25 protein-coding genes are annotated in these 25,018 nt (G+C 67.9%); 5 read left to right on the top strand and 20 right to left on the bottom strand.

What is annotated here, in order from left to right; genetic code table 11:
- Nucleotides 1-108: 108 nt before the first annotated feature.
- Nucleotides 109-1,194 carry a hypothetical protein gene (locus tag ABY42_RS13170; RefSeq protein WP_050459717.1) on the top strand — a complete coding sequence of 362 codons (1,086 nt, stop codon included), beginning with the start codon at nucleotides 109-111 and terminating at the stop codon, nucleotides 1,192-1,194.
- A 45-nt stretch (nucleotides 1,195-1,239) separates the two neighbouring features.
- Here ABY42_RS13170 and ABY42_RS19470 read toward each other — a convergent pair whose 3' ends face one another.
- The 12 genes from ABY42_RS19470 to ABY42_RS13115 form a co-directional block, all read right to left on the bottom strand.
- Complete coding sequence (locus ABY42_RS19470) at nucleotides 1,240-1,992, bottom strand: hypothetical protein (protein ID WP_156224411.1); 753 nt, start codon at nucleotides 1,990-1,992, stop codon at nucleotides 1,240-1,242.
- A gap of 117 nt (nucleotides 1,993-2,109) precedes the next feature.
- Nucleotides 2,110-2,439 carry a transcription factor S gene (locus ABY42_RS13165; protein ID WP_004042747.1) on the bottom strand — a complete coding sequence of 110 codons (330 nt, stop codon included), beginning with the start codon at nucleotides 2,437-2,439 and terminating at the stop codon, nucleotides 2,110-2,112.
- 87 nt (nucleotides 2,440-2,526) lie between these two features.
- A complete protein-coding gene (locus tag ABY42_RS13160) occupies nucleotides 2,527-3,072 on the bottom strand; it encodes a hypothetical protein (RefSeq protein ID WP_050459716.1) in 546 nt (181 codons plus the stop codon).
- 15 nt (nucleotides 3,073-3,087) lie between these two features.
- Entirely contained in the window at nucleotides 3,088-4,002 is a 915-nt protein-coding gene (locus ABY42_RS13155; RefSeq protein ID WP_050459715.1) for a hypothetical protein, read from the bottom strand.
- 76 nt (nucleotides 4,003-4,078) lie between these two features.
- Nucleotides 4,079-4,915, bottom strand: a complete 837-nt coding sequence (locus tag ABY42_RS13150; RefSeq protein WP_004974790.1) for an RAD55 family ATPase — start codon at nucleotides 4,913-4,915, stop codon at nucleotides 4,079-4,081.
- 92 nt (nucleotides 4,916-5,007) lie between these two features.
- Nucleotides 5,008-5,970 (bottom strand): beta-ribofuranosylaminobenzene 5'-phosphate synthase family protein, encoded by a 963-nt coding sequence (locus tag ABY42_RS13145; protein ID WP_050459714.1) that lies wholly within the window; start codon nucleotides 5,968-5,970, stop codon nucleotides 5,008-5,010.
- Nucleotides 5,971-6,173: 203 nt separating this feature from the next.
- On the bottom strand, nucleotides 6,174-6,800 hold the full coding sequence (locus ABY42_RS13140; RefSeq protein ID WP_050459713.1) for a DUF4382 domain-containing protein: 627 nt from the start codon (nucleotides 6,798-6,800) through the stop codon (nucleotides 6,174-6,176).
- Nucleotides 6,801-7,055: 255 nt separating this feature from the next.
- A complete protein-coding gene (locus ABY42_RS13135; protein WP_050459712.1) occupies nucleotides 7,056-7,799 on the bottom strand; it encodes a DUF4397 domain-containing protein in 744 nt (247 codons plus the stop codon).
- A 124-nt stretch (nucleotides 7,800-7,923) separates the two neighbouring features.
- Nucleotides 7,924-8,244 (bottom strand): DUF7126 family protein, encoded by a 321-nt coding sequence (locus tag ABY42_RS13130; protein WP_004974796.1) that lies wholly within the window; start codon nucleotides 8,242-8,244, stop codon nucleotides 7,924-7,926.
- Entirely contained in the window at nucleotides 8,241-9,158 is a 918-nt protein-coding gene (guaA, locus tag ABY42_RS13125) for a glutamine-hydrolyzing GMP synthase (RefSeq protein WP_004974798.1), read from the bottom strand. The genes ABY42_RS13130 and guaA overlap by 4 nt, the downstream gene beginning before the upstream one ends.
- Nucleotides 9,158-10,807: a glutamine hydrolyzing CTP synthase gene (gene pyrG, locus ABY42_RS13120; protein ID WP_004974799.1), complete on the bottom strand. Its 1,650-nt coding sequence runs from the start codon at nucleotides 10,805-10,807 to the stop codon at nucleotides 9,158-9,160. The genes guaA and pyrG overlap by 1 nt, the downstream gene beginning before the upstream one ends.
- A gap of 135 nt (nucleotides 10,808-10,942) precedes the next feature.
- Nucleotides 10,943-11,500 (bottom strand): maltose acetyltransferase domain-containing protein, encoded by a 558-nt coding sequence (locus tag ABY42_RS13115; RefSeq protein WP_050459711.1) that lies wholly within the window; start codon nucleotides 11,498-11,500, stop codon nucleotides 10,943-10,945.
- A gap of 88 nt (nucleotides 11,501-11,588) precedes the next feature.
- Between ABY42_RS13115 and ABY42_RS13110 the strand changes: the two genes are divergently transcribed.
- Nucleotides 11,589-12,389, top strand: a complete 801-nt coding sequence (locus tag ABY42_RS13110) for an aldo/keto reductase (protein ID WP_050459710.1) — start codon at nucleotides 11,589-11,591, stop codon at nucleotides 12,387-12,389.
- 171 nt (nucleotides 12,390-12,560) lie between these two features.
- Complete coding sequence (locus ABY42_RS19465; protein WP_155821702.1) at nucleotides 12,561-12,728, top strand: hypothetical protein; 168 nt, start codon at nucleotides 12,561-12,563, stop codon at nucleotides 12,726-12,728.
- Between the two features lie 81 nt (nucleotides 12,729-12,809).
- Here the strand turns inward: ABY42_RS19465 and ppc are convergent, their stop codons facing one another.
- Nucleotides 12,810-15,503, bottom strand: coding sequence for a phosphoenolpyruvate carboxylase (gene ppc, locus ABY42_RS13105; RefSeq protein WP_050459709.1), 2,694 nt, complete (start codon nucleotides 15,501-15,503; stop codon nucleotides 12,810-12,812).
- A gap of 225 nt (nucleotides 15,504-15,728) precedes the next feature.
- Here ppc and ABY42_RS13100 point away from each other — a divergent pair, with 225 nt between their 5' ends.
- Nucleotides 15,729-16,574, top strand: a complete 846-nt coding sequence (locus tag ABY42_RS13100; protein WP_004974806.1) for a Rieske (2Fe-2S) protein — start codon at nucleotides 15,729-15,731, stop codon at nucleotides 16,572-16,574.
- A gap of 241 nt (nucleotides 16,575-16,815) precedes the next feature.
- Here ABY42_RS13100 and samp1 read toward each other — a convergent pair whose 3' ends face one another.
- Genes samp1 through ABY42_RS13085 form a run of 3 tightly spaced genes read right to left on the bottom strand, consistent with a single transcriptional unit; the run spans nucleotide 16,816 to nucleotide 19,819 of the window.
- Nucleotides 16,816-17,079, bottom strand: coding sequence for a ubiquitin-like modifier protein SAMP1 (gene samp1 / locus ABY42_RS13095; RefSeq protein ID WP_004974807.1), 264 nt, complete (start codon nucleotides 17,077-17,079; stop codon nucleotides 16,816-16,818).
- Between the two features lie 23 nt (nucleotides 17,080-17,102).
- Nucleotides 17,103-18,608: a cation:proton antiporter regulatory subunit gene (locus tag ABY42_RS13090; RefSeq protein ID WP_082220679.1), complete on the bottom strand. Its 1,506-nt coding sequence runs from the start codon at nucleotides 18,606-18,608 to the stop codon at nucleotides 17,103-17,105.
- Nucleotides 18,608-19,819: a potassium channel family protein gene (locus tag ABY42_RS13085; RefSeq protein WP_050459708.1), complete on the bottom strand. Its 1,212-nt coding sequence runs from the start codon at nucleotides 19,817-19,819 to the stop codon at nucleotides 18,608-18,610. Before ABY42_RS13085 ends, ABY42_RS13090 begins: the two co-directional genes overlap by 1 nt.
- Before the next feature lie 100 nt (nucleotides 19,820-19,919).
- On the opposite strand from ABY42_RS13085, the gene ABY42_RS13080 reads away from it, so the two are divergent.
- Nucleotides 19,920-21,149, top strand: coding sequence for an NAD-binding protein (locus tag ABY42_RS13080; RefSeq protein ID WP_050459707.1), 1,230 nt, complete (start codon nucleotides 19,920-19,922; stop codon nucleotides 21,147-21,149).
- Nucleotides 21,150-21,181: 32 nt separating this feature from the next.
- Here the strand turns inward: ABY42_RS13080 and ABY42_RS13075 are convergent, their stop codons facing one another.
- From ABY42_RS13075 to ABY42_RS13060, 4 genes are all read right to left on the bottom strand, one after another.
- Nucleotides 21,182-22,606, bottom strand: a complete 1,425-nt coding sequence (locus ABY42_RS13075) for a universal stress protein (RefSeq protein ID WP_004974814.1) — start codon at nucleotides 22,604-22,606, stop codon at nucleotides 21,182-21,184.
- Nucleotides 22,607-22,613: 7 nt separating this feature from the next.
- Nucleotides 22,614-23,342, bottom strand: coding sequence for a nucleoside phosphorylase (locus ABY42_RS13070; protein ID WP_050459706.1), 729 nt, complete (start codon nucleotides 23,340-23,342; stop codon nucleotides 22,614-22,616).
- Nucleotides 23,343-23,437: 95 nt separating this feature from the next.
- Entirely contained in the window at nucleotides 23,438-23,962 is a 525-nt protein-coding gene (locus ABY42_RS13065) for a hypothetical protein (protein ID WP_050459705.1), read from the bottom strand.
- 88 nt (nucleotides 23,963-24,050) lie between these two features.
- On the bottom strand, nucleotides 24,051-24,968 hold the full coding sequence (locus ABY42_RS13060) for a carbohydrate kinase family protein (protein WP_050459704.1): 918 nt from the start codon (nucleotides 24,966-24,968) through the stop codon (nucleotides 24,051-24,053).
- Nucleotides 24,969-25,018 lie beyond the last annotated feature (50 nt).

The following is a 25,018-nucleotide window of genomic DNA, read 5'->3' as shown; positions in this document are numbered from 1 at the left end:
GAGCGGGGGTGAGCGACGGGGTCACTTTCGACGCCATCGACCCGTGACGAAACGACCTACGACAATTCGACCGAACGACATTTTTGGCTCGGCTCCGAAGCCGGGTGCATGGTCCCTCGCAAGCGACTCGCCGCCGTCGTCGCCCTCCTCCTCGTCGGCGTCGCGCTGAGCCAGTCGTTCGCCGTCGCCACCTCCACTTCGGCCATCGAATCGACGTACCAAGCCGAGGAAGTGACAGCCGACTCGCCGCCCGGTCTCGTCGCCTCCCACGACTCGGACGTGGTCAACCTCGACGAGACGGTGAACGAGACGCCGCAACTCCGAGAGCCGGTCGCGACCGCCGCCCGCACCGGCCGGTACAGCGGCGACATCGAACCCGAGGCGTACATGACTCTCTCGGACGTGAACGAAGACGCCGAGTTCGCGGTCTACGACGGTCGGTACTATCGCTTCTCGCTGAACGTCTCAGGCGACCCCGTCCGCGCGACCATCGAACTCGACCCGACTGACTGGGAGACCGTTTCCGCCGCGGCGTCGTCGCCCGCCTCAAACGCCAGCGCCGACGTGCGCGAGGCCATCGACGAGGGAACCGTCACCAACAGCACGTTCGTCGTGCCGGGGCTCTACGAGCGCGGCGGCGCGCACTACCTCGTCTCCCCCGCGAACCCGGGTGAAGTCATCGGGAACTTCCTCGCCATCGTCGGCGGGTTCCTGTTCAACCCCATCGGCTGGGCGTACACCGTCGCGGGCCTCGGCCTCCTCGGCGCGTTCCGGATTCACGGCCGCGCCCGCCCGCTGGACCGCCGAACTGCCCTACTGGTCGTTCCCGGCACGCTCGTCGCCATGTGGCTGGCGACGACGCTCACCAACACGGGGTCGCTCGGCATGCGCTACGTCCTCGTCCCCGGCATCGGCGCCGTGACCGCCTTCGGCCTGTTCGCCGGCTTCTGCATCCGCCGCGGGTCGTGGAAGTCGCTCGTCGGCTGGAGCGTCGCGCTCGTCGCGGTCGTCATCGCGGCCGACGCCGTCGCCATCGGTGTCGTCGGGACGATTTTCGGCGCTCTGGGGCTCGTCGTCGGCTGGTTCGGGAGCCTGTTGCTCCTTCCCTACGGCTACGCGCTCGCGGCTGACGCCGAAGACGAAGTCGAGGATGGGCCGGGGGCGGTGACGGCCGCGGAGTTGGGAGAGGGGTGATTCGACTCTTTGAGGGGGTGGTGTTGTGAATATTAATAAAATAGTCTACGAATAGCTTGTCTGTAATATTGTGGTCCGAAGATCCTCGACTTCATCATAGACCTCACTCAGACCTTCTAAGTCCTCTTCTATTCCATCATAGTAGTAGATTTGTTCAAAAACGGCTGTTCCCATCTCTTCGGTCGATTCATATTGGGATACTTGCAAGGTAAATTCATCATTGTGGATAATATGTTCAGAGTGTCGCCGAATGATTGATTCCAATCGCGACTTTAACTCTGGTATTAGTGAGTCGTTGAATTCGTCTATGGTTGTGCCAAATTCTTCTTCGATATCAGACAACTCTGTGAGTGCTCTTGAGGAATACCGAAATGGGTCGTCGATCATAAAATTTCTCTCAGAAAGATACATTTCACTTCGATCCCCAATTTTCACTTCTACCAAGTAAGGCTCATCAGATCTGATTTTATTTGACAATTTGTCCGGGTCAGGAACATCGTTCGAATCGCTTCTAAATCCAGTTGTTACCTCTGTAAATATAGAAATATTATCTTTTCCAAGTTCGTGTTTACAAGCAAGCATCTCTCTGGGTATATCTGTAAGGCTCAGTTCAATATCCTCATGTGTACGGGGATTAGTTACTTCTCTCTCTATACACTGAAGGTCATCTTGCACTCGTTTCAGCTTATTCGCCAACTCTCTCAGTTTGTCTTTCTGCCGTTGCTGGTATTTCGTATGAAGCGAGATTCCAACAGCAATTATTGAAAGCCCGATTCCAACGAACTCATGGAATGACATTTATATTTCATAATCAGGGTAGCAATTTAAATCACACCCATATCTAACAAACGCACAAACAGGCAGTAAAGCAAAAACATCTTCAAAATAGAATGTGTAAAATAGGCAGTCAGTCTCTCAGTTGTATTCCCGCCACCGATACCCACATTCCTGACATTTAAAGAAGCGCGTCGGCGGTTCGTCGGCCGACCCGGTCTGCTTGATGGTGTACCACGCTTTCGTGTGGCCGCAGTCGTCGCAGTGAACGTCCTTCGCGGTCGGCTTGCCCTCGAACTCCGCGCCCTCTTCGGTCTCGATGAGTTCGTCGCCGGACTGCGCCTCGGTGGAGACGAACTCCGCCGCGAGCTCTTCGTCGCGCTCGGCGGTCCCCCCGCAGTCGTCGTTCGTGCAGGTCATCGCGCCGTTCTGGCTCACCATCATCGAACCGCACTCGTCGCAGAACTGCATACCCGGCGGTAGCGGACCGAGGGCAAAGAAGCTGTCACTCCGCGGCGTCGTCGGGAGAATCCGAACCGACCCGCCGTCCCGCCGCCGTCAGTCGTCCTTCTCGACCATCGGGCAGTTCCGCACCCGGAAGTGGTCGCTGTCTTCGAGTTCGACGATGGTCGTTCCCTCGTGGTGGCACGCGAGTTCCGGCGGCTCGCCGAAGTGCTCGCAGCGCTGGCAGAACTCGGTCTTGGGGACGACGTGGTCCGAGACGCCGTCGCCGTCGTCGACGGGGGTGGCCTCGGCTCCGACGCCGACGCCCGCCGCGCGCTCGTCGTCCCCGCCTTCGACGAGCGCCGTCCACACGTCCTCGCGGTCGAGTTCGCCGACCTCGACCGACTCGAACAGTTCGTCCGTCTCGTCGCGCTGGTCGGTGATGCGCGAGCGTGCGCGGCGCTCGGCCACGCGTCCGGCGAGGTCCGAAAGCGGGGCCGAGTCGGCGTCGTCGCTTCGCCCGTCGCGGCCTCCGTCCGGGGCGCGGGCGGCCTCGGCGCTGTCGTCTCCCGGGTCGGCGCGTCCGAATGAGTCGTCGCGGTCGCCGGAGACGGATGGCTCGCCCTCCGCCGCGTCGTCTGTTGAATTGTCGTCGGTCATCGTCCTCGTGAGTCTTCAGTCGTCGCCGTGTTCGCTCCCCGGCGCGGCACCCTGCTGAGCCGACTCCCTCTCCTCCTCCCGGGGGGCGTATCGGTCGTCGTCGCCGTCGGTCGCGTCGTCGACCACGCCGGTAACCGCCTCGTCGAGGAGGTCGGCGACCTCGTCGGTCGCGCGGGCGTCGTCCGCCGATTCCAGCGCGGGGAGCCGGCCGGTGTGGAGCGTCGCCGACCCGAAGAAACCGGGCGAGGACGACAGCTCGCGGAACGGGGACCGACACGACGGACAGCGGGGCTCCGCGAGCAGGTCCAGGTGGACGGTCTCGTCGCACTCCTCGCATCGCGCTTTCTTCTCGCCGGTGGCATTCGCGGTGCGGAGGAGTTCGGCGAGCGCCTTTCGTTCGAGGTCGGCGGCTTCGAGGTCGGCCGCCCGACCGCGGAGGTCGAGCAGCGTCCGCGCGACCGTCCGGAGGTTCTCGTCGAGCGTCGCGGTCGTCTCGTCGAGGTAGGTGAGAATCTCCTCGAAGTTCTCGAAGCCGGCGTCGACCCGCTCGTCTAGGTCGGTCACGCGGTTTCGAGCCGCGCGCACGTCGTCGGCCAGTCGGTCGAGTTCGGCGTCTAACTCCGGATGGGTGTGGTCGCGCGGTGCCTTCTCGTCCGCCTCGCGCTTGACCTGCACGACGCGCATCCGAACGTCAGATATCTTCTCGTCCAGTTCGCCTTCGAGTTCATCGACGCGCGCTTCGACCCCGCCGAGGCGGTCCGAGACCGCGTCCGCGTCGTCGAGCGATTCGCCCGCGTCGCTCACGGCGAGCCGATAGGTCCCGAGGGCCCGTGCGAGCACCGTCTCCGGGTCGACGCCCTCCTCGTCGGCGCGCGCCTCGACCCACGTGCGGAGGTCGTCTGGGAGCGACACCCCGTCTTCCCCTTCCATCTTCGTTTCCAGTTTGTCTACGCAGCCTTAAGAACTATCCCCGGATTCGCGACTGTTCGGTGGTCCGACAGTCGAATCAGCGAATCTTCCGCACGTCGCTCACGTCGAGGCCGCTCTCGTTGATCTCGGTCTCGAACTGCACGATGTTCTCGCTCTCTAACCGGGCGAGCACGCCGCGGAACTCCTGGACGACCATGGTCCGCGCGCGCTTCGACCCCCCGGACTCCCACTCGAAGAGCAGCGAGCCGCCGGTCGCGCCCTTGAGGACGCCGAGTTCGGTCTTCGAGAGCGCCTCGGTGCTCACGAGCACGAGGATGAGTCCGCCCCACTGGTAGGAGGCCTTCTCCAGTCCCTTGATGACCATCGCGATGTCAGACCACGTCATCTCGTCGGACTGGCTCGCCACGAGGTCGGTCAGGGAGTCGATGACGACGAGGTTGCCGGGCGCGTGCTGACTCAGGGTGGTCCCCAACGCGCCCAGCACGGACTCGCGGTTGTGTCGGTGGCCGAGGTCCTCCAACTTCGTCGGCTGGCCGAGGTACCACTCGCGCGGAATCGGACTGAGTTGGAAGTACTCCGGCGAGAGGTCGTGGAACTCGATGTGTTCGACCGCGGACTCGACGAGTTCGTCGTCCATCGTGTAACCCATCTCCCGGCGCAGGTACTCCTCGCCGGCGGTAAAGGAGACGTAGTGAATCTCCGGCGGCGGCGTCGCGGTGTCCGCGAGCGAGCCGTAGTGGAGGTCGAACAGCTCCTCGTCGGTGTGCGAGAGGGCGTTCATCGTCGCGCTCGTGTAGAGGAACTCCCGAGCGCCCGCGCCGGACTCCCCCGCGAGGAGCACGACGTTCCCCGGGGGTGCGCCGCCGCCGATGATGCTGTCGAGGCGGGGGACGCCGAAGGGGATTTGAGACATATCGAATCCGACTCGGCCGCGTCGGTTAGGCGTTTCGGGGAGCGCGACGCGAGGTTCCGCCGCCGGCGCTCCCGTCCCGTCGTCCCGCGCGCTCACTCCACGCTCGCGCCGCGGTTCCGCCCGCGGGCGACCGAGACGCTCCCGTCGATGTCGGCGTCGGCCAGCGCTGCTCGCCCCGCGTCGACCGCCTCGTCGACGTGGTCGGCGTCGGTCACGCCGTAGACGGTCGGCCCCCACGACGACTGACCCGCGCCGTAGACGACCGGCGACTCGGACAGCGACGAGACGAGCGCGCCGACCGGCGGGCGGTAGACGCCCCCCTGCTCGTCGGCGTACCACGTCCCGTTGAGCCGGCCGACGGACTCGACGGCCTCGCCGAAGCGCTCGGCGGACCCCTCGGCGAGCGCCGGGAGGAGCCGGCGCGTGACGATGCCGGCGATTCGGTCGCCGGTCTGTGCGTCCGCGCGCTCGACGACGGAGCGCATGCTCGACTCCTCGGACGCGCCGTTGCGGCCGGGGTCCGCGTCGGGGACGACGAGCAGGAACCGCCAGCGGTCGGGTATCTCGTGTCGGGCGGCGACCGCCGGCACCGACCACGAACCGTCTTCCGGTCGGTCGGTGGTGAACCGCGCGGTCGGGTGGCCCGCGTCGAGGACGGCCCCGCCGGCTTCGAAGGTGGCGACGCCGACGCCGGAGCGGCCGCCGCGACCCATCTCGGGGGCGAGTCGGCGCACGTCGGCCTCACGGCCCGTCGCGGCCCCGACCGCCCGCAACACCGCGAGCGCGAGCTGTGTCCCGCTCCCGAGGCCGGCGTGTCGCGGCAGGGTGCGCTCGACCGAGAGGTCGACGCCGTCGGCTCCGAGGAGGTCGACCGCCTGTTCGGCGTACTCGCGGGCGGCGGGATGCCGACACCGAACGTCGGACGCGGGCTCGGCGGCGACGACCACCCGCGGCTCGTCGAGCGCGACGCCCACGCCGCCGTAGAGGCGGTCGCGGGCGAGGCTCAGATTGAGGAAGCCGAAGTGGATGCGCGCGCCGGTCGAGACCCGAACCATGTCACCGGCTATCGGCGGGGACGCCAAAAGGGGGTTTCGACCATGGCAACGCGGGCCGGGGTTACCCGCCGCTGTCGGTCGGTTTCGACTCTCGGGGCGGTGGTCGAAAGGGGGTGGGCCGAGGCGCAGGAAGAACGAAAGCGGGGCGAACTGAAACCGGGGGAGCGTCGCCTCAGCGGGAGTGACAGGCGAGAGGAGCCGCGTTACGAGGTCGTCTCGTTCGTCGTCGTTTCGGTGGCGGTCGAATCGGTCGTCGTCCCGTTCGTCTCCGTCTCGTTCGCCGTCGTCTCCGTTGACTCGTACGTCACCGTCACCTCGTCGGCGACGGGCTGGAGGACGTACTTGCCCGCGTTGCCGGCCTTGACGGGCGTGAAGTCGGCCGTGAACGTGGTCGTCTCGTCGGCGCGAATCTCGAAGGACCGCTCGAACTTCAGCGGGGCGGACCCGGGCACCTCGACGGTCGCCGAGGACCCGTCGGTGAGGGTCGCGTCGGTCTCCGACACCTCGACCTGCAGGGACTCGTAGGTGCCACTCTCCAGTTCGAACTCCTCGACGAGCGCCGAGGCGTCGCCCTGTAGTTCGACGAGGTCGAGTTCCGCGTCGCCCGCGTCGAGCGACTCCGCCTCGCCGTCATCGGGCTTGACGCGGACCGTCGAGACCGTCACGACGCAGGACTCGAAGTCGGCGATGTCGCCGGGCTTGTCGCTCACGCGGGCCGAGAGCGTCCCCGTCGTCGCGGACGCGGTGCCCAGACAGCCGGCGAGGCCGGCGGTGGTTGCGGCGGCGATTCCAGCGGCGGACGTGAGGAAGCGTCGTCTGGTGCGTGTCATTGGTAGGTGTCCGTGTGTCTGCGGGGCGTCGCGGCGCGACCGGGCGGTCCGCGCGATGACTGGTGGGGAACCGCCGTCGCCCCGCGACGTCGCTCGCTCTGCACGCCGCGGTATTGAAGGGTGGAAACCGACGCACCGGCTTGCGGTCGTTGGCGCGAGATTCGGCTCGAAAGACGCCGAATTTCGCCGAGTTTCGTCGGAAAATGGGGTGGGTCCGCCGCCGACCGCACGGGAGGGCGGCGACCGGCGTTCGACTCAGCGCACGCGGCAGACGTTCCCGTTTGACGGGTTCCCGTTGGACGGTCGCTCGCGCGCGGGCGAGACGGCGTCGACGACTGGGAGGACGCTGAAGCCGGGCGACCCGCCGAGGGCGAACCCGATGGCGAACACCGAGTAGGTCCGGCCGCCTTCGAGCGTCGTTCCGGGGAGGTCGAGCACGACGCTCTCGTCCGACGAGAGGACGACCTGCAGGTCGTACGTCCCGGCGGGCACCGTCTCGTAGTGCGAGACGTCGCCGAACGCAAGTCCGGAAAACAGCGTCGGGCCGTCCTTGACGACGATGTCGACTTCGGGCGCGTCGGGCGAGAAGTGCGCGACGCGGACTCTGGCTTTGCCGTACGGTGCCGGCCGGTTCGTGTCCGTGAGCACGACTGGCGTGATGTCGTCGAGCACGTCGGTCGCCGCGACGGTGTAATCGCGGTTGCGTCGGAGCGTGACCGAGGCGTCGATGACGACCGTCGAGGGGTCACCCGCGGGCGTCACCTCGACCTGATACGTCCCCGCCGGGACGGTGAAATAGTCGGACAAGACGCCGAACGGGACGCCCTGTAGGCCGGGGAAGGGGTCGCCGTTCACGTACACGTCTACGGGGGGCGCGTCGGGCGAGAAGTGGCCGACTCGGAACCGCGCGTCACCCGCGGCGACGCCGCCGGGGCGTGCCGCCGCTGTGGTCACACCCCCGGCGAGGAGGAGTCCAGTTGCGCCGAGGCTCTTCAGCATCGTTCGTCGGGAGAAAGACGACATTTGCAACCGTCATGAAGGTCCATAAAGAGATTAATATTTCTACAAAACAATTCTTGAAAGAAAATCTTCGCGTCGAGACAGTCAGGCGTTCCTGACCGTCTCAGACGAGTTCTTCTGCGACCACGTCGACCGCGAGCAGGTTCGGGTCGATTGCGAGGTCGGCCTGCGCCGTGGCGAACTCCGGGAGGGAGTCGTAGGCGTAGGTCACGACGCGCACGTCGGGGTTCAGCTCCTTCGCCACCGAGATGGCCGTCGCGTCGTCCATATCGGTGAGCACGAACAGGTCGGCGTCCTCGATGCCGGCCTCGCCGAGCGAGTCGGCGGAGGCGATACCGCTGACGCGGACGACCGTCGCGCCCTCGGTTTCGAGCGCCTCGCCGAGTCCGTCGGGGTCGGTCCCCGCGACGACTGCCGTCGTCATTCGTACTCGATGGTCGCCGGCGGTTTGTGGGTCACGTCGTAGACGACGCGGGCGACGTTCTCGTTCGTCCCGGTGATGCGCGACTGGATGCGCTGGAGGGTGTCCCACGGCAGTTCCTGTGCGCGAGCGGTCATGCCGTCGCGCGACTCCACGGAGCGGACCGAGACGATCCAGCCGTGGACGCGGTTGTCACCCTTGACGCCGGTGCCCTTGCCGATGACGGCGGCGAACGCCTGCCACGGCTCGTGCTTTTCGGTCTCGTCTTCGACGACGTGACACGCGTCGCGGGCGACCTGCACCTTCTCGGGCGTGACTTCGCCGAGGACGCGGACCGCGAGGCCCGGCCCCGGGAACGGCATCCGCTCGGCGATGATGGATTCGAGGCCGAGCGCGCGGGCGACCTCGCGGACCTCGTCCTTGTAGAGGTCGCGGACGGGTTCGACGATGCCTTCGAAGTCCACCACGTCCGGCAGGCCGCCGACGTTGTGGTGGGACTTGATGTTGCCCTCGGACTCGATGCGGTCGGGGTAGATGGTCCCCTGCACGAGGTACTGGGCGTCGGTCTCCTTCGCCTCGCGCTCGAACTCGCGGATGAACTGCTCGCCGATGACCTTGCGCTTTTCCTCGGGGTCGACGACGCCCTCGAGGGCGTCGAAGAATCGGTCTCGGGCGTCGACGACGCGGAGGCTCTCCATGAAGGAGAAGGTGTCCGCGATCTGCTCGGTCTCGCCTTTGCGCATCAGGCCGGTGTCGACGTAGACCGGGGTGAGCTGCTCGCCGACGGCCTCGTAGGCGAGCGTCGCGGCGACCGAGGAGTCCACGCCGCCCGAGAGGGCGATGATGGCGTGCTCGTCGCCGATTTGGTCACGAATCGATGCGGTCGCGTCTTCGATGAATTCGTCTACGTTTACCATTATGCTGTCACCTCTTCGTTGCCGAGTTCGCGCGCGTCGAGTTCGCCGAGGACCGCGCGGAGGAAGCCGAGGAACGGCGGGCTCGCGCGGTCGGGTCGAGAGCGGAACTCGGGGTGGAACTGCGTTCCGAAGAAGAACGGGTGGTTCGTCAGTTCGAGAATCTCCATGCGGTTTTCGGCGCGGCCGGAGAAGCGGAGCCCCTCGGACTCGAGTTCGTCGATGAGTTCGGGGTTCACTTCGTAGCGGTGGCGGTGGCGCTCCGTACAGGAGGTGTCGCCGTACACCGCCTCCGCGAGCGTGCCGGCGTCGATGTCGGTGTCGTGCGCGCCGAGGCGCATCGTGCCGCCCATCTCGTCGACCTCGTACTGCTCGGGCAGGAGGTCGATGACGGGGTACGGCGTGTCGGGATCGAGTTCGGCCGAGTGGGCGTCCTCGTGGCCGAGGACGTTCCGGGCCTGCTCGACGACGGCCATCTGGAAGCCCAGACAGAGGCCGAGGAACGGGATGTCGTTCTCGCGGGCGTAGCGGATGGCCTCGATTTTGCCGCCGGTTCCGCGGGAGCCGAAGCCGCCGGGGACGACGACGCCGTCGGCGTCCTTGAGTCGCTCTTCGTGCTTGTCGAGCATCTCGTCGGAGTCGACCCAGAGGATGTTCACGTCGACGCCGCACTCGATGCCCGCGTGCTTGAGCGCCTCGTGGATGGACATGTAGGCGTCTTCGAGGGCGTACTTGCCGACGAGCGCGATGTCGACCGAGCCGGTCCGGTCGGCCGTGACGAGCTCGCGCCAGCGGTTGTCGCGGTCTTCCTTCGGCAGCGCCTCGTCGGCGATGCCGAGCCGCTCCATGACGTACTCGTCGAGGCCCTCCTCTTCGACCATCAGCGGGACGTGGTAGATGTCCGGCACGTCGGGGTTGGAGAACACGGCGGCGTCCGGCACGTCGCAGAACTGCGCGATTTTGGTCTTCGTCGCCGGTTCGAGCTTGTCGTCGGCGCGGCCGACGAGGATGTCCGGCTGGAGGCCGATGCTCCGAAGCTCCTTGACCGAGTGCTGGGTGGGTTTCGTCTTCTGCTCGCCGTTCTTCGAGTAGGGGACGAGCGTGACGTGCGTGAACAGCACGTCGCCGTCTTCCTCCTCGGAGGCGAACTGGCGGAGCGATTCGAGGAACGGCATCGACTCGATGTCGCCGACGGTGCCGCCGACCTCGACGATGCACACGTCGGTGTCCTCGGCCGCCTCGCGGATGCGGCGCTTGATGTCCTCCGTGACGTGCGGGATAATCTGGACCGTCTTCCCGAGGTAGTCGCCGTCGCGCTCCTTCTGGATGACGTGCTGGTAGGTCTTGCCCGTCGTGATGTTGTGGTCGGCGGTCATGTCGACGCCGAGGAACCGCTCGTAGTTCCCGAGGTCGAGGTCGACTTCAGCGCCGTCTTTCAGGACGTACACCTCCCCGTGCTCGTAGGGGTTCATCGTCCCGGCGTCGACGTTCAGGTACGGGTCTATCTTGACCGCGGTGACGTCGAACCCGGCGTTCTTCAGGAGTCGGCCGGTGCTCGCGGCCGTGATACCCTTCCCGAGGCCGGACATGACACCCCCGGTTACGAAAATGAACTTGCGCCCCATCTCTGGGTCGTATTCGTCCGTCGGCATACTGACCGTGTGCGAGCGTACTTCAAAACCATTTCGGAGGGAACATCGTGTGCCAGAGCACCGCACGCTCCCGAATCCGCGAGAATCGCGCGACGGCGACGCGACGATGACGCCGACTCGGCGGCGCGTCCCCGGTCAGTCCAGCCTTTTAATGACTCGCGCCGGGTTGCCGCCGACGACCACCGAGTCGGGCACGTCCTTCGTGACGACCGCGCCCGAGGCGACCACCACGTCGTCGCCGATGGTGACGCCGGGGTTGACGACCGCCCGGCCGCCGAGCCACGCGTTGTCGCCGACGGTCACCGGCTCCCCCGACTCGGGGCCCTTGATTCGCTCCGCGGCGTCGAGCGGGTGGGTCGCGGTGTAGATGTGAACGCCCGGCGCGAGCTGGCAGTTGTCGCCGAGCGTGATTGGACACACGTCGAGGAAGACGCAGTCGAAGTTGGCGAAGAAGTTCTCGCCGACGCTGACGTTGTAGCCGTAGTCGCAGCGGAACGTCGGCTCGATTTCGAACGACTCGCCGACCTCCCCGAACAGTTCCCGAATCAGTTCCTCGCGGCGCTCGGTTTGGGTCTCGTCGGTCTCGTTGAACAGGCGCGTGAGCCGCCGCGCGCGCTTTCGTTCCGCGACGAGTTCCGGGTCGCTCGCGTCGTACAGTTCGCCCGCGAGCATCTTCTCCTTCTCGGAGGGCATACCCTCGATGACCGGGGGAGCGGTGGTAAGTGTACGCACGACTTCCGCAACCGCAGGATTTGACTCGCCCGCCCACGACCACCCGTGCATGAAGGACTTCCCGCGACTCGGCTTCGGGACGTACAAGCTCGAAGACCGCGACGAGTGCGTCGAGGCCGTCAAGACCGCCCTCGACGTTGGCTACCGCCACGTCGACACGGCCCAGATGTACCACAACGAGGAGTTCGTCGGCGAGGGACTCGCCGAATCCGACGTCGACATCGACGACGTGTTCGTGGCGACGAAGCTCGACACCGACAACCTCGGCTCCGACGACGTGCTGGAGACCGCCCGCGAGTCCGCCGAAAAGCTCGGCGTCGACACCATCGACCTGCTGTACGTTCACTGGCCGCTCGACAGCTACGACGAGGACGAGACGCTCGCGGCCCTCGACGAACTCGTCGAGGAGGGCGTCGTCGCCAACGTCGGCCTGAGCAACTTCCGACCCGACCAGCTCGAATCGGCCATCGAGACGCTCGACGCGCCCGTGTTCGCCCACCAGGTCGAGATGCACCCGATGCTCCAGCAGGCCGAACTCCGCGAGCTCGCCGCGGAACGCGGCCACCGTCTGGTCGCCTACTCGCCCATCGCGCGCAACCAGGTCGCCGACGAGGAGGTCATCGTCGACATCGCCGAGAAGCACGACGCCTCGCCCGCGCAGGTCGCCCTCGCGTGGCTCATCGAGAAGGGCGCGACGCCCATCCCGAAGGCCGCCTCGCCCGACCACATCCGCGACAACTTCGCCGCGCTCGACCTCGACCTCGACGACGAGGACGTGGCCGCCATCGACGACCTCGATTCGACTCACCGCATCGTCGACTTCGAGGAAGCGCCGTGGAACCACGCCTGACCTGAGTCGAGCCGACCCGGCCGATGCCGGGACGCTGAGAACCCTCATTTTCGCCGCGAGCGCCCCGCTGTGCGTCGTCTTCGTCGCCGACGAATCCCTGACAGAGCGGGCCGTGGGACCCCGCCACAAACAGGGTGAACATATATGATGGACTCGGCCGTACTGCCGAATATGGCAACGGTGGTGGTGGTGTGCCCGCACTGCGGACAGCAAGTGGAATCGAGATACGAGGGCGACGCCGACTTCGACGGTGTCAGACAGCGGTTAAAAAGCGAGTATCGCGTCGCGCGGCAGACCTGTCCGGTCTGTTCGAATCCGTACGACCTCCGTCGGGCGTAAGTCGCTCCGACGGCGCGGCGACGGTGACGGTGACGACTTCGGCGGGTGGCCGAGGGCGTCGGCGTCGGTGTCGCGTTCGCGTTATCCCGTGTTCTTCATCCCGGCGGCGATACCTTTGACCGTGAGCCGCAGGGTCTGTTCTTCCTCGTCGGTCCGGTGGGTCTGCGACAGCAGGTGCGTCTGCAGCAGGTTCAGCGGGTCGACGTAGGGGTTGCGGCGGCGGAGGCTCTCTTCGAGCCACTCGCGCTTCAGGAGACTGCTGCGCTCGCTGATGTCGAGCATGAGGTCCGCGGCGTCCTCGTACTCCTCGGTGAGGCGGGTGAAGAACTCCTCGCGGAGCTCCTCGTCGGCGAGGTTCGCGTACTCCGTGGCGATTTCGAGGTCGGTGCGCGCCAGCGCCATCGCGGCGTTGTCGAACGTGCTCCGGAAGAACGCCCACTCGTCGTACATCTCGCGGAGGTCGTCCATGTCGCCGCCGTCTTCGAGGAAGGCGTTGACGCCGGCGGCCAGTGAGTACCAGCCGGGGAGGATACACCGCGACTGGGTCCACGAGAACACCCACGGGATGGCGCGGAGGTCCTCGACGCTGCGCTCGTCGGACCGAGAGGCCGGCCGGGAGCCGAGGTTGAGTTCCTCGATGACGGTGATGGGCGTCGCCTGCTCGAAGTAGGAGACGAAGCCGTCGGATTCGAGGAGGTTCCGGTACTCCTCGCGGGCGGCGGCCGCCATGGTGTCCATGGCGTCGACCCAGCGGTCGGGCACCTCCTCTTCGGGCGTCCGAATCGCCTGCAGGCGGGCGCGAATCTGGGCGTTGAGCATCTGTTCGAGGTTCCGCTCGGCGATGCGCGGGTTGGCGTACTTCTCGGCGATGGCCTCGCCCTGCTCGGTGAACTTAATCTGCCCCGTGACGGTCTCGTTCGGGAGCGCGAGCATGGCTTCGTTCATCGGACCGCCGCCGCGGGAGATGGAACCGCCGCGGCCGTGGAACAGCCGCATCGTCACGTCGAAGTCGTCGCAGATGTCGGCGAGGCGGCGCTGGTTCTTGTAGAGGTCCCAGTTGGCGGCGAGGAAGCCGTTTTCCTTGTTGGAGTCGGAGTAGCCCAGCATAATCTCCTGGACGTCGTTCCGGGCGGCGAGCGCCGTCCCGTAGGCCTCGTTCTCGAACAGCGTGCCCATGATGCGGCGCGCGCCGTTGAGCGCGGACTCGGTCTCGAGGAGCGGGACCACGTCGATGCCGCAGTGGTCGGGCAGAGAGACGACGCCCGCCTGGTCGGCGAGGAACAGCACTTCGAGGACGTGCGAGGGTTCCTCGGTCATCGAGATGCAGTAGGTGTCGATAGCGCCGACGCCGTACTCGCGCTGCCACTCGCCGAGCTTGCGGAACCGGCGGAGGACGCGCTCGGCCGTCTCGGAGATGTCGCCGGGGTCTTCGAGGTCGACGACGGGCTCTTCCTGCAGAATCGCGTCGGTGAGGAGTTCGACGCGCTCCGCCTCCGAGCTACCCTCGTAGTCGAGGCCCTCGTGGGCGAGCGCCTCGTGGACGGCCTCGGTGTGGTTCTCCTGGTGGTCGCGGAGGTCGAGGCTGGCGAGGGTGAAGCCGAACGTGTCGACCTGCCGCATCAGGGGCTCGACGTACACGTCCGCGACCTGCGCCGCGCCGGTCCGCCGGAGGCTGGCGTCGATGACTTCGAGGTCGGCCAAGAGCTCGCTCTCGTCCGCGTAGCCGTTCGGGCGCACGTCCTCGACGCGGCGGAGTCGCTCGCGCATCAGTTTGAGCTTCTGGCGGTACGGCTCGTTGGGGTAGCGCTCGTCGGCCTCCTCGGCGACGACGGGGAGGAGTTCGCGGTCGGCCTTCAGCGAGCGTTCGAGCTCGTGGCCGGGGTCGATTCGCGTCGCGTCCTGACTCAGCACACCGGAGAGACGCTTGAGCGAGTCGCTGTACTTTTCCAGGGCGACGCTGCGCTGGCGTTCGAGCGTGTCCTCTGTCACCTCGGGCGTGACGAACGGGTTGCCGTCGCGGTCGGAGCCGGCCCACGACCGGAACTCGAACAGCTTCGGCACGTCGAGGCCGGGGTACTCGGCCCGAAGCTCCTCTTCGAGTTCCTCGTACACCTCGCCGACCACGTCGAAGAGGGTGTTTTCGAGGTACCACTGGACGTTGCGGGCCTCGTCGGTCGGCTCCGGGCGGCGGTCGCGGACCTGCGAGGTCTGCCAGAGGCTCGTCACCTCGGCGACGACGTGCCGCCACTCCTGGTCGTGTTCGAGGTCGGTGAGACGGCGCTCGTCGAGCGTCTCCAGCCGGTTGGCGATGGAGCGGAGCTTCGATTTCACCGTCTTGCGGCGTGCCTCGGTCGGGTGCGCCGTGAACGTCGGTTCGATGAGCACGTCTTCGAGGACCCGTCCCAGAAGCTCCTCGTCGACCTCCTCGTCGTCCAGCGCGTCGAGCGTGTCGAGGATACCGTCTTCGAGCGTCCCCTCCTGGGACGCCTCGCGGATGACGCGAACGCGCTCGCGCTCCTCGGCGAGGTTGATGAGTTCGAAATAGGTGGTGAACGCGCGGGCGACGACGCTCTCGCGCTCCGGTTCGAGGTCGCCGACCACGTCGTAGAGCCGCTCGCGCGACCCGGACTCGCCCTTCCGGTAGGCGATGGCCGCCTGCCGAAGCTCTTCGACCGTCTCGAACGACGCCGTCGACGTCTGCGCTTCGAGCACGTCCCCGAGCAACGCCCCGAGCTCGCGAACATCTTGCCGCACGTCTCTGGTGTGCAATCGCATCGTACTCGGATACGAGTAGCACATTCTAAAAGGCCACGAGTAACGTCGAAAATTTGCCCGGAAGTCGGTTCTAAACGAACGTTACGCACGTTTTCGTCCAGTTTTCGACGACCGACGAATTCCGCGCGTTCGAGCGGTCGAACCCCCTCGCTGGCGGCCGTTTCGTGGGGCGTACTACCACGGTGGATTCGTCACGCTTTTACTGGCCGCCTCGAAGGTGAGAGTATGAGCGATAGCGACAAGTACCCCGCCGACTCGGGTCGCCGTCGGTTCGTCAAGGGCGTCGTCGGGGGAGCGACGCTCGCGGGCGTGGGAACGACAGGCGCGGCCGCCATCAACAGCGCAACGTCATCCACCGGTACCGGTGGGGGGCCGACGCAGGCGTACGCCATCGAGAACACCGCCGGTCCCGCACCGCGCGGCATGCCGCAGATACCGATCGAGATCGACGACGAGGGCTACATCCGCGGCGTCTGGCCGGAGGTTCAGACCGTCACGCAGAACGGTGTGGAAGTCGACCTCGCCCTCACCGAGGACTACCAGGGGACGGGCGTCACCTACTCGCAGGACTGGTTCCAGTACTGCGGCGTGCAGACCTACGAGGGCCTGAACCCGACCTACGAGTCTGACAACTACTTCCGCTCCGACAGCGGCGGATACGACTGGCAGTCCGAGACGTACAGCTCCGGCGACCGCCTGAACGTCAACGACTTCGACGAGTACGAGACGTGGGGCAACGGCATCGGGCGAGCCGGTATCGGGATGCCCGCGACCGGCACCTGGCGCTCCGAGGGCGCCGAGAACACGATGCCGATTCAGGTGCTCCGCTCGACGCGCATCGAGGAAGCCGCACAGGACAACGAGTGGCTCGCCGCCTCGACGGACCAGGGCGTCATCGCGTGGCTCAACAAGTGTACCCACTTCTGCTGTGTCCCCGGCTACAAGCAGGCGGCCAGTTCCGCCACGTTCGGCGGCGAAAACGGTGTCTACTGCCAGTGCCACCAGTCCGTCTACGACCCCTTCTCCATCGTCCAGACGCTGTTTACGGCGCTGCCGCGCCCGAGCGAGTAACGACCCACGAAGCCGCCCTCCCGTTTCGAGTTCGACCGCGACGCGTTCCCGCCGTTTTCTCTTTTCAGACCCCCCGAACGACCCGTTTCCGCCCCGACGAGTCGCCCGTTTCGAGCCCGTGGTCACGTCTCCGTCTTCAGCACCATCTCCGTCTCCCGCGCCCGAGTGCCGACGGACCCGTCGCTCGCGGGGTGTGAGTCGAATTCGAGAACGGTTCCGGTTCGCGCGGCGCTCCGACGCGCTAGCCGCCGCTGACCGGCGGGAAGAGCGCGAGTTCGTCGCCGGCGGCGGCCTCCTCGCCGAGCGCGGCGGCTTCGCCGTTCCGCAGGACGTTGATGTGGTCGTACAGTTCGCCGTCGTCGCCGAACACCCGCGATTCGAGCGCCGGGTGCGCCCCGACGAGGGCGTCGAGCGCGTCGCCGACGGTCGCGTCGCCGTCGACGTCGACCCGAACGGTCCGCGTGCCGGTGACTTCCGCGAGGTCGGCGAACAGCTTCCACTCCATACTCCCGTCTCGTCGCCCGGCGCTCATGAGGATTGCGCCCCCGACGACCGCGGCCCGTCGCCGTCGGAGTCGCCGTTTTCGTCTCCGTCTCCGTCTCCGTCGTCTCCGCCGTCGGTTCGGCTCGTGTCGGTCGTCGCCCGGCGTTCGACCTTCCGGAGGACCTCCGGCCGGCCGACGACGTAGAGCGTGTCGCCGGCGGCCAGTTCGCGACCCCGACCGGGAATCGCGTCCACCGGACGGTTCGCCGACCGGATGGCGACGACAGTCGTGTCTACGTCCGAAACTGACAGTCCGTCGAGGTCGGCACCCGGGGCGACGGTCGTGACCGCCATCGTCTCGTCGGCGTTCCGGAGGAGCGACGCGAACTCGCGGTCGACGTGGGGGTCCGCGGGGAGCGTCACGAGTCGGTACTGCTCGCCGCTCGTCAGGCGGTCGGCGTCCTCCTCGTCGAGGGCGACGGTCGCCACGTCGTCGGCGACGCCGCGGAGTTCGCCGAAGGCGACGCGGGTGGGTGCGGCCGGTGCGGCCGGTGCGGCCGGCGCGTCGGTGCCGCCGTCGGACAGCGACCCCGAACCGCCGGGAGGCGTCTCGGCCGTCGGTTCGGCGGACTGGGCCGGTTCAGTCGCGTCGGTCGCTCCCGCGACGGCGTCGTCGGACGGGTCGTTCTCGTCGTCCGCCGCCGGCTTCGGAACCGACCAGACCTGCACGGGGTCGCCGGCGGCCGCGCCGGAACCGGGGTCGCCGCGAATGGCGACCGCGACGGTGCCGGGTGCGAGCGTCGGCCCGAGGCCGGCCGCGCGACTGCCGAGCGCGAGGTACGACACCTCGTTCCCGCCGGCTTCGAACTCCACGTCGACGTGGCCGACGCCGTGGTCGTCCTTGATGCGCGTCGCGAGTCGGTCGCGGAGTTCGGCCTCGCTGAGCCGTCGGGGGAACAGCAGCGTCTTCCCGCTCAGTTGGGTCTTGACGGCCTCGCCGACCGGGTCGTACCCCTCGATGTCGGCGATGTCCTCGGGGAGCGTCACCGACGTGACGCGGCCGACGGTCCGGACCAGCCGGCTCACGTCGGCGTCGAGTTCCTTCGCGCCCGCGACGGCGAACACGTCGGTCGTGAGCCGGTCGCCGGCGACGCGGCCGACCGGCGCGATAAGCGCTCCGCCGAGGAGCGACGCGGTGTTGAAGAGGACGGTGTCGAGTTGGAACACCTCGGTCTCGGTGCCGGTGGTGAACGCGCCGAACAGGCCGATCGTGTTCAGGTAGAGCGCGACGACCGCCCCGCCGAAGAGGACCGAAAGCGCCCGCGGGATTATCTCCCGGGTGTACCACCGGTAGAGCAGCGAGGCGATCGCGGAGACGACGAACGCGCCGACGACGAGTCCGACGAACCGGAGAATCTGCAGGACGAGCGAGTCGTCCACCGGCGGAATCGACACCTGTCCGGCGGTCGCCGACTGTCCGACCGCCGCGAGCAGGTCGGCTGCGGGTGCGGCCGAAGCGGACCCGGCGGCCGAGGCGAGGGCGGCGAACATCACGCGACCGCCCCCTCGAAGGCTGTCAGGTCGCTTCTCGACCCGACCGCGTAGAGCGTGTCGCCGGCGGAAACCTCCTGGTCACCCCGCGGCGCAATCGTCCAGTTCCCGCCGTGGCGGACCGCGAGGACCGCAACGCCGTAGGCGTCGCGGACGCCGGCCTTCCCGAGTGTTACCCCGTCGAGCGGCCCCTCTGCACCGACCGAGAGCCGCGAGAAGCGCTTGCCCGCGCGGCGGAGCAGGGAGACGAGTTCGAACTCCCGGCGGACGCCGCGGGAGGTGACGATGAATCGCTCCGCGTCGCTCCCGAGGAGCGATTCGACCTTGCCTCGGTCGACCGCGAGCGTGACGCGGCCCTCGCCGCCGACGGCCGTCGGCGCGCGCGGCGCGGCCTTCGGGGCGTCCGCGTCGTCCTCGTCCTCGTCGGCGTCGCTCGGGGTCTCGACGACTGATTCGACCCCCGCGACGCTCGCCGAGACGGTGCCGCCGTCGGTGACGACGACCACCTCGTCGCCGCGCGCGAGTCCAGTCGGGACGAGCGCCGTCACCGACACCGCGCGCTTGCCCGTCGGGAGGCGCTTCGAGAGGCCGCCGACCGGGGCCGCGGCGGAGACGGTCGCGCGGGCTCGCTCGTCGAGTCTGACCTCGACGGCGGCGAGGTCGAACTCGTTTTGCAGGCGGTCGGCGTACCGCGATTCGAGTTCCACGAGCGGGATATCGGCGGGGAACGTCCACTCGCCGTTTCGGATACTGGTACGGATGTCGAGCGGGACCGGCGGGTAGCCCTCGATGTCGCCGACCTCGCCGGTGACGGTGACGCTGACCTGCCCGCGGCCGCCGACGAGTTCGACCACGTCGGTCGAGAGCGACCGCTCGGTGAGCTTTCGCAGCGACATCTTCCGCGGGATGTCGTTGGCGAAGGCGTCCCCGCGGTTGTGCGCGTACAGCGCCCCCATCAAGACGACAAGCAGCGCGACCGTCAGCCTGACCTGGCTCTCCGACTGGGTAATCGTCGGGTCGGCCAGCGCCATGAGACCGCCGCTCGCGCCCGCAATGGCGACGCTGAGAACGACGACGGCGAGGCCCGGAACGGTGACGCCGGTGACGTAGCGGAAGCCGAAGCCGAGGAGCCACGCGACGGCGGCCGGAACGAGCCCGGTGAGAACGCCGAAGTACAGCCCGTAAACGACTTCGACGGGGAGTGAAGCCATGGACCGGTACACTCGCCGACGGGATAAAGACGTGACGACGCGCCCGTGACGGGCCGATACCCGACCGTTTTTGGCCTCGGACGCCAGAACTGGGAGAGACATGGCTTCGGTACGCGAGTGGGTCGGTGCCCGCGCGACGATTGGGACGGTGTTCTTCGCCGCCGTTCTGTCGGTCGCCATCGGCATCCTCAACATCAGCTCCCCGGTCACCGGCGGCGTGTTGGCACCGTACATCCCGGAAGCGGTCCGCATCACCGCCGGCTTCACCGGGACGCTGACGGGCTTTCTGCTCCTCGCGAGCGTCTTCGGGCTCCGCCGACGCTACCGCGCCGCGTGGTACTCGACCGCGGTGCTGCTCCCGGTGACCGCCGCGCAGGGGCTCGTCCAGTCGCCGGAACGGGCGGCACCGCTCGTCGGCCTCTCGCTTATCAGCCTCGCGCTCCTGCTTTTCAACCACAGGGCGTTCAACCGCGACCTCGACCTGACGGCGACACAGCTGTCGGCCCTGCTCGCCATCGCGGGCGCACAGACCTACGCGACCGCCGGCGCGTGGGCGCTCAGAGAGCAGTTCAACGGCATCGAGACGCTGTTCGACGCGTTCTACTTCGGCGTCGTCACCGGCAGCACGGTCGGCTACGGCGACATCTACCCGCGGACCGCCATCGCCAGACTGTTCGGGATATCGGCGCTCCTCATCACGGTGGCGACGTTCGCCGTGGCGCTCGGTGTCCTGCTCACGCCCGCAATCGAAGCGCGACTCACCAAAGCACTCGGACGCATGACCGAATCACAACTCGACATCCTGGAGAACCACGTCCTCGTCCTCGGCTACGGCGAGCTGACCGAACCGATTCTCGAAGAGCTCGGCGACCGCGCCCGCGTCGTCATCGTCACGCCCGACGAGAGCCGCGCCAAGCGCCTCACCGACCGCGGCTACGACGTGGTCACCGACGACCCGAGCGACGAGGAGGCGCTCCAGCGGACCCGCGTGGACGCCGCCCGCTCGGTCGTCGTCGCCACCAACAACGACGCCGAAGACGCGCTGGCCATCCTCACGGCGCGACAGCTCAACCCCGACGTGCACATCGTCGCGGCGGCGACCCAGCGCGAAAACGAGCGAAAGCTCCGCCGCGCCGGGGCCAACACCGTCATCAGCCCGGCGGCGCTCGGCGGTCACTTCCTCGCCGAGTCCGCCGTCGGCGGGAGCGGCCTCGAAACCATCGAGGAACGACTGCTCGACGAACAGCCCGCCGACCCGCCCGTAGACGAGACGGCCGAGACGAACGGGTCGGGTGCGGCCGACGACACCGACGAGACGAACCGCTCGTAAACGCAAGCGACTCCGACTCTGCGTCTCGCCGCTCAGTGCCCGCGGTCGAACACCGCAACGTCGCAGTCTATCTCGCGGATTCGCTCGAACGTCGGCGGCGAGATGAACCGCGAGGCGGGCGACCGGTCGCCGCTGGACCCGAGCACCACGAGGTCGTAGGTGGCGGCGTTCGAGGCGATGAAACTAGTCACGTCGGACCGGGCGACCCGCGTCTCGATGTTCCCGTCCGCGGTTTCGACCAGATTGGCGAGTTTCGACTCTGCGGGCCGCCGTTCGACCTCCGTGGAGATGCAGGTCGTGACGCTCACGCTCCCGGTCTTCCCGGCGAGGCGGGTCGCGAAGTCTATCATCGCGTGAGCGGCGTCGCCGGGGCGGGAGACGAGGACGAGCACGCGCCGCCAGCGGTAGGTCTCGCCGGTCGAGCGGAACGCCACGGTGTCGTACGACCCGCCGAACAGGCCGCGGATGTAGTCCGAAAGCAGACCGCGGTCCTCCTCGTAGGGGGCCACCACGAGGTCCGAATTGGTGTTCGCCGCGGCCTCGGTCGTCGCGGTCAACGGGTCGCCGCGGGCGACCGCGACCTCCACGGGAACGCCAAGTCGGGTCCGCAGTTGGTGCGCGCAGGATTCGAGGCGCTCGACCGACGCGTCGGCGTCGGTGTCGAGTTCGCCGTCGGCTTCCGCGGCCGCGTCCGCGCCGCCCTCGGCGGTCGCCGCCGGCGGGAGCACGTCGAGGAGGACGACCTTGCCGGCGCTGTGGGCGGCGGCGAGTCGGGCGGCGAAGAAGGCCGTCTGGGTCGCCGCCTCCCCGCGCATCGGGACGAGCACGTGGTCGTCGCCGCGGACGGTCCCGTAGAGGTACTCCGCGCGGCGCTCGTAGAACTGCTCGCGCCAGATAGTGAACGCGATGGCGATGACGACGCTGGCGAAGAAGATGCTCACCACGTACTCCTCGGGGTTCACGTCGCCCGTGACGAGCGTCAGGAGCGCCGTCGAAAACGCGGAGGGGGCTTCCACGTCGAGGAGCCACGTCGTGACCCCCGCGAGGAAGATGGCGAGCGCCGCCGCCGACGGGTGGACGATTGCGGTCCCCGTCGGGCCGTAGGTCCACCCGGTGAACCCGACCGCGACGAGGCCGCAGAGCGCGCCGACCGTGAGGGAGACGGTGAACTTCACCGGCGACGAGTACCGCCCCTCCGGGTCGGAAAACAGCGTGTACGACCCCGACGCGAGCGGCGGGAAAAGCAGGAACGAGAGCGTGCTGACCGAGTTGGAGATGAACGTCACCCCGGCGATGAGCACGGGGATGATGAGGAGAATCGAGAGGTGAAGCAGGTTGTTCGTGTTCTCTATCCACCGACCGAACGCCACCATCTCGCGCCGCTCTATCCGGCGGAGCCGGGCGCGGAGCGCGCCGGCGCGTGCGACCGCTCGGGCCGCGAGGTGGCGGAGGTCCACGGCTCGGTTACGCGAGGTCGGTGACGGCGTCGAGCGTGATGGAGATGGCGCGCTCGACGTTGTTCTTCGCCTTCTCGGGGAGTTCCTCGTCCGAGTCGGCTCCCTTCTGAGTGCCGGCGACGAGGTTGCCGTCGACGGTACAGATAGCGCCGGCGCGGAGACCCTTCCGGCGGGCGAGCGAGAACACCGTCGCGGCCTCCATCTCGATGGCGAGCAGGCCGGCGTCGTTCCAGTCGTCGACGTACTCGTCGGACTCGTTGTAGAACGCGTCGTCGGAGACGATGGGGCCGACGTGCACGTCTTCGTCGTTGGCCTCCGCCGAGTCGACGAGCGACGTGAGCACGTCGTAGTCGGGGACGGCCGGGTAGACCTCGGACTCGTAGCGCTTCGAGGTTCCCTCCTCCTTGGCCGCGCCCGTGGCGACGATCATGTCACCGACTTCGATGTCCGTCTGGAGCGCGCCGATGGTGCCGACGCGGATGAACGTCTCCACGCCGACGCGGGAGAGTTCCTCGATGGCGATGGCGGCCGACGGGCAGCCGATGCCGGTCGAGGAGATGGTGAGCGGGACGCCCTCGTACTCGGCGTTGACGACCTTGTACTCGCGGTTCTGCGCGACTTCCTCGACGTTGTCACACTGCTTCGCGATGCGGTCGACGCGCCCGGGGTCTCCCGGGATGAGCGCGATGTCGTTCACGTCGCCTTCTTCGACGAGGAGATGGGGCTGTTTCGCCATGTTCCGACCCACTCGGGTCGCGGGCAAAAACGACGCGGTTCGACCGGGGGCGGGTGCGGTCGGCTGGAACGACCAGCCAACCGACCGGGTCGCCGTCACGCGAACCCGGTGAAAAGCGCCGGCGCGAGGACCAGCAGCGTCGCGCCGAAGACGAGCGAAGAGCGGAGCCACTGCCCGCGGACCGCCGTCGCGCGCTCCTCGTAGATGCGCCGGCCGGCGCGCGGGAGGACGAGGCGGGCGAACGCGACGTAGATGAACGCCACGACGACCGCGGTCGCGACGAGGTGCGACGGGAGGTCGACGCCGGCGACCCCGAGGTCCGGCGCGACGGCGTCGGTCGCGAGGTAGACGAACGCGTAGAGGACGCCGGCGAGCGCGCCGGCGGCGTGGTGGACGACGTTGGCGTCGCCGAAGCTCACCTCGTCGGGCGTCGTCCGTCGGACGACCGACGCGGCGACGTAGGCGGGGGTGAAGCCCTCGTCCTGTCGCCACATCGGGATGGCCATCACGACCGCGGCCGCGACCCCGACGATCGCGCCGAGGAGCAGTCGCCCGGCGACCGCACCGAGGCTCGACGCGGCGTCGAGGGCGGCGACGGCGACCGGGAGCTGGTCTAACATCGTCCCGACGAATGACTGGTGGGGATAAAATTTGTCGGGTCGGGGTCGGCCCGGGTTCGGGCGGCGTCGAAACGGTCGCGCGGCCGGTTCAGCCCTCGACGAGGTCGTCCAGCCGTCGCCAACTGAGTTGCGTCCGCGCGCCCGGCTCGGCCGCGGTGAGCGCGCCGCAGGCGTTGGCGACCGCCAGCGCCCGCTCGTAGGCGGCCCCGTCGAGGCGAGCGGCGATGAAGCCCGAGGCGAAGGCGTCGCCCGCACCGGTCGTGTCCACCGCGTCGACGGGGTAGCCGGGGTGAACGTGTCGGTCGTCGCCGTCTCTGACCTCCGCGCCGCGCGGGCCGTGTTTGAGGACGAGCGTCGTCCGCGCGAGCGCCTCGGCGACCTCGGACGCGGGCTCCGAGCCGGCGCTTCGGCCGCGCTCGACCGCCGCCTCGCCCAGCGCGGTGGCGGCCTCGCGGTCGTTGAGAAACACGTAGTCAACCTCGCGGAGGGCGTCGGCGTAGCCCCGGTCGCCGACGCGCCGGCCGGGGTCGAAGCTGACCGTCGTATCCACCTCGTGGGCCCGTCTGGCGAGCGTCGCGGCCGTGTCGGGCGACTGGCTCGTCAGGTGGAGGTGGTCGGCCGCCGCGAGCGGGGCGGCCGGGAGGTCGGTCGCCTCGAACGCCTCGTTGACGCCGGGGGAGCCGAGGACGAACACCTCGCCCGCGGCGTCGACGACGATGTACTTGACCGTGGTCGGGCCGCGGTCGACGCTGACGACGTGGCGGCAGTCGACGCCCTTCGAGGCGAGTTCGGCGACGGCGGCGTGGCCGTGTTCGTCGTCGCCGACGCTCCCGAGGAGCGCGGCGGGCACGTCGAGGCCGACGAGGCCGCTGGCGACGTTGGCGGCGCTCCCGCCGCCCGCGCCGACCCGCGACTCGACGGTCGCCTCGCCGTCGGGCTCCGGCAGCGCGTCCACGCGGAGGGTGACGTCCCAGTTCACGTGGCCGGCGCAGATGACACGGGACATGCGTCCGCGTAGGTCGGTTCGCCGGTGGGATAACTCTCCCGGGTCGGGCG

The organism is Haloferax gibbonsii (assembly GCF_001190965.1).
GTDB lineage: Archaea > Halobacteriota > Halobacteria > Halobacteriales > Haloferacaceae > Haloferax > Haloferax gibbonsii.
Note: the sequence above shows the minus strand (reverse complement) of the source record. Positions and strands in the feature narration are given on the sequence as shown.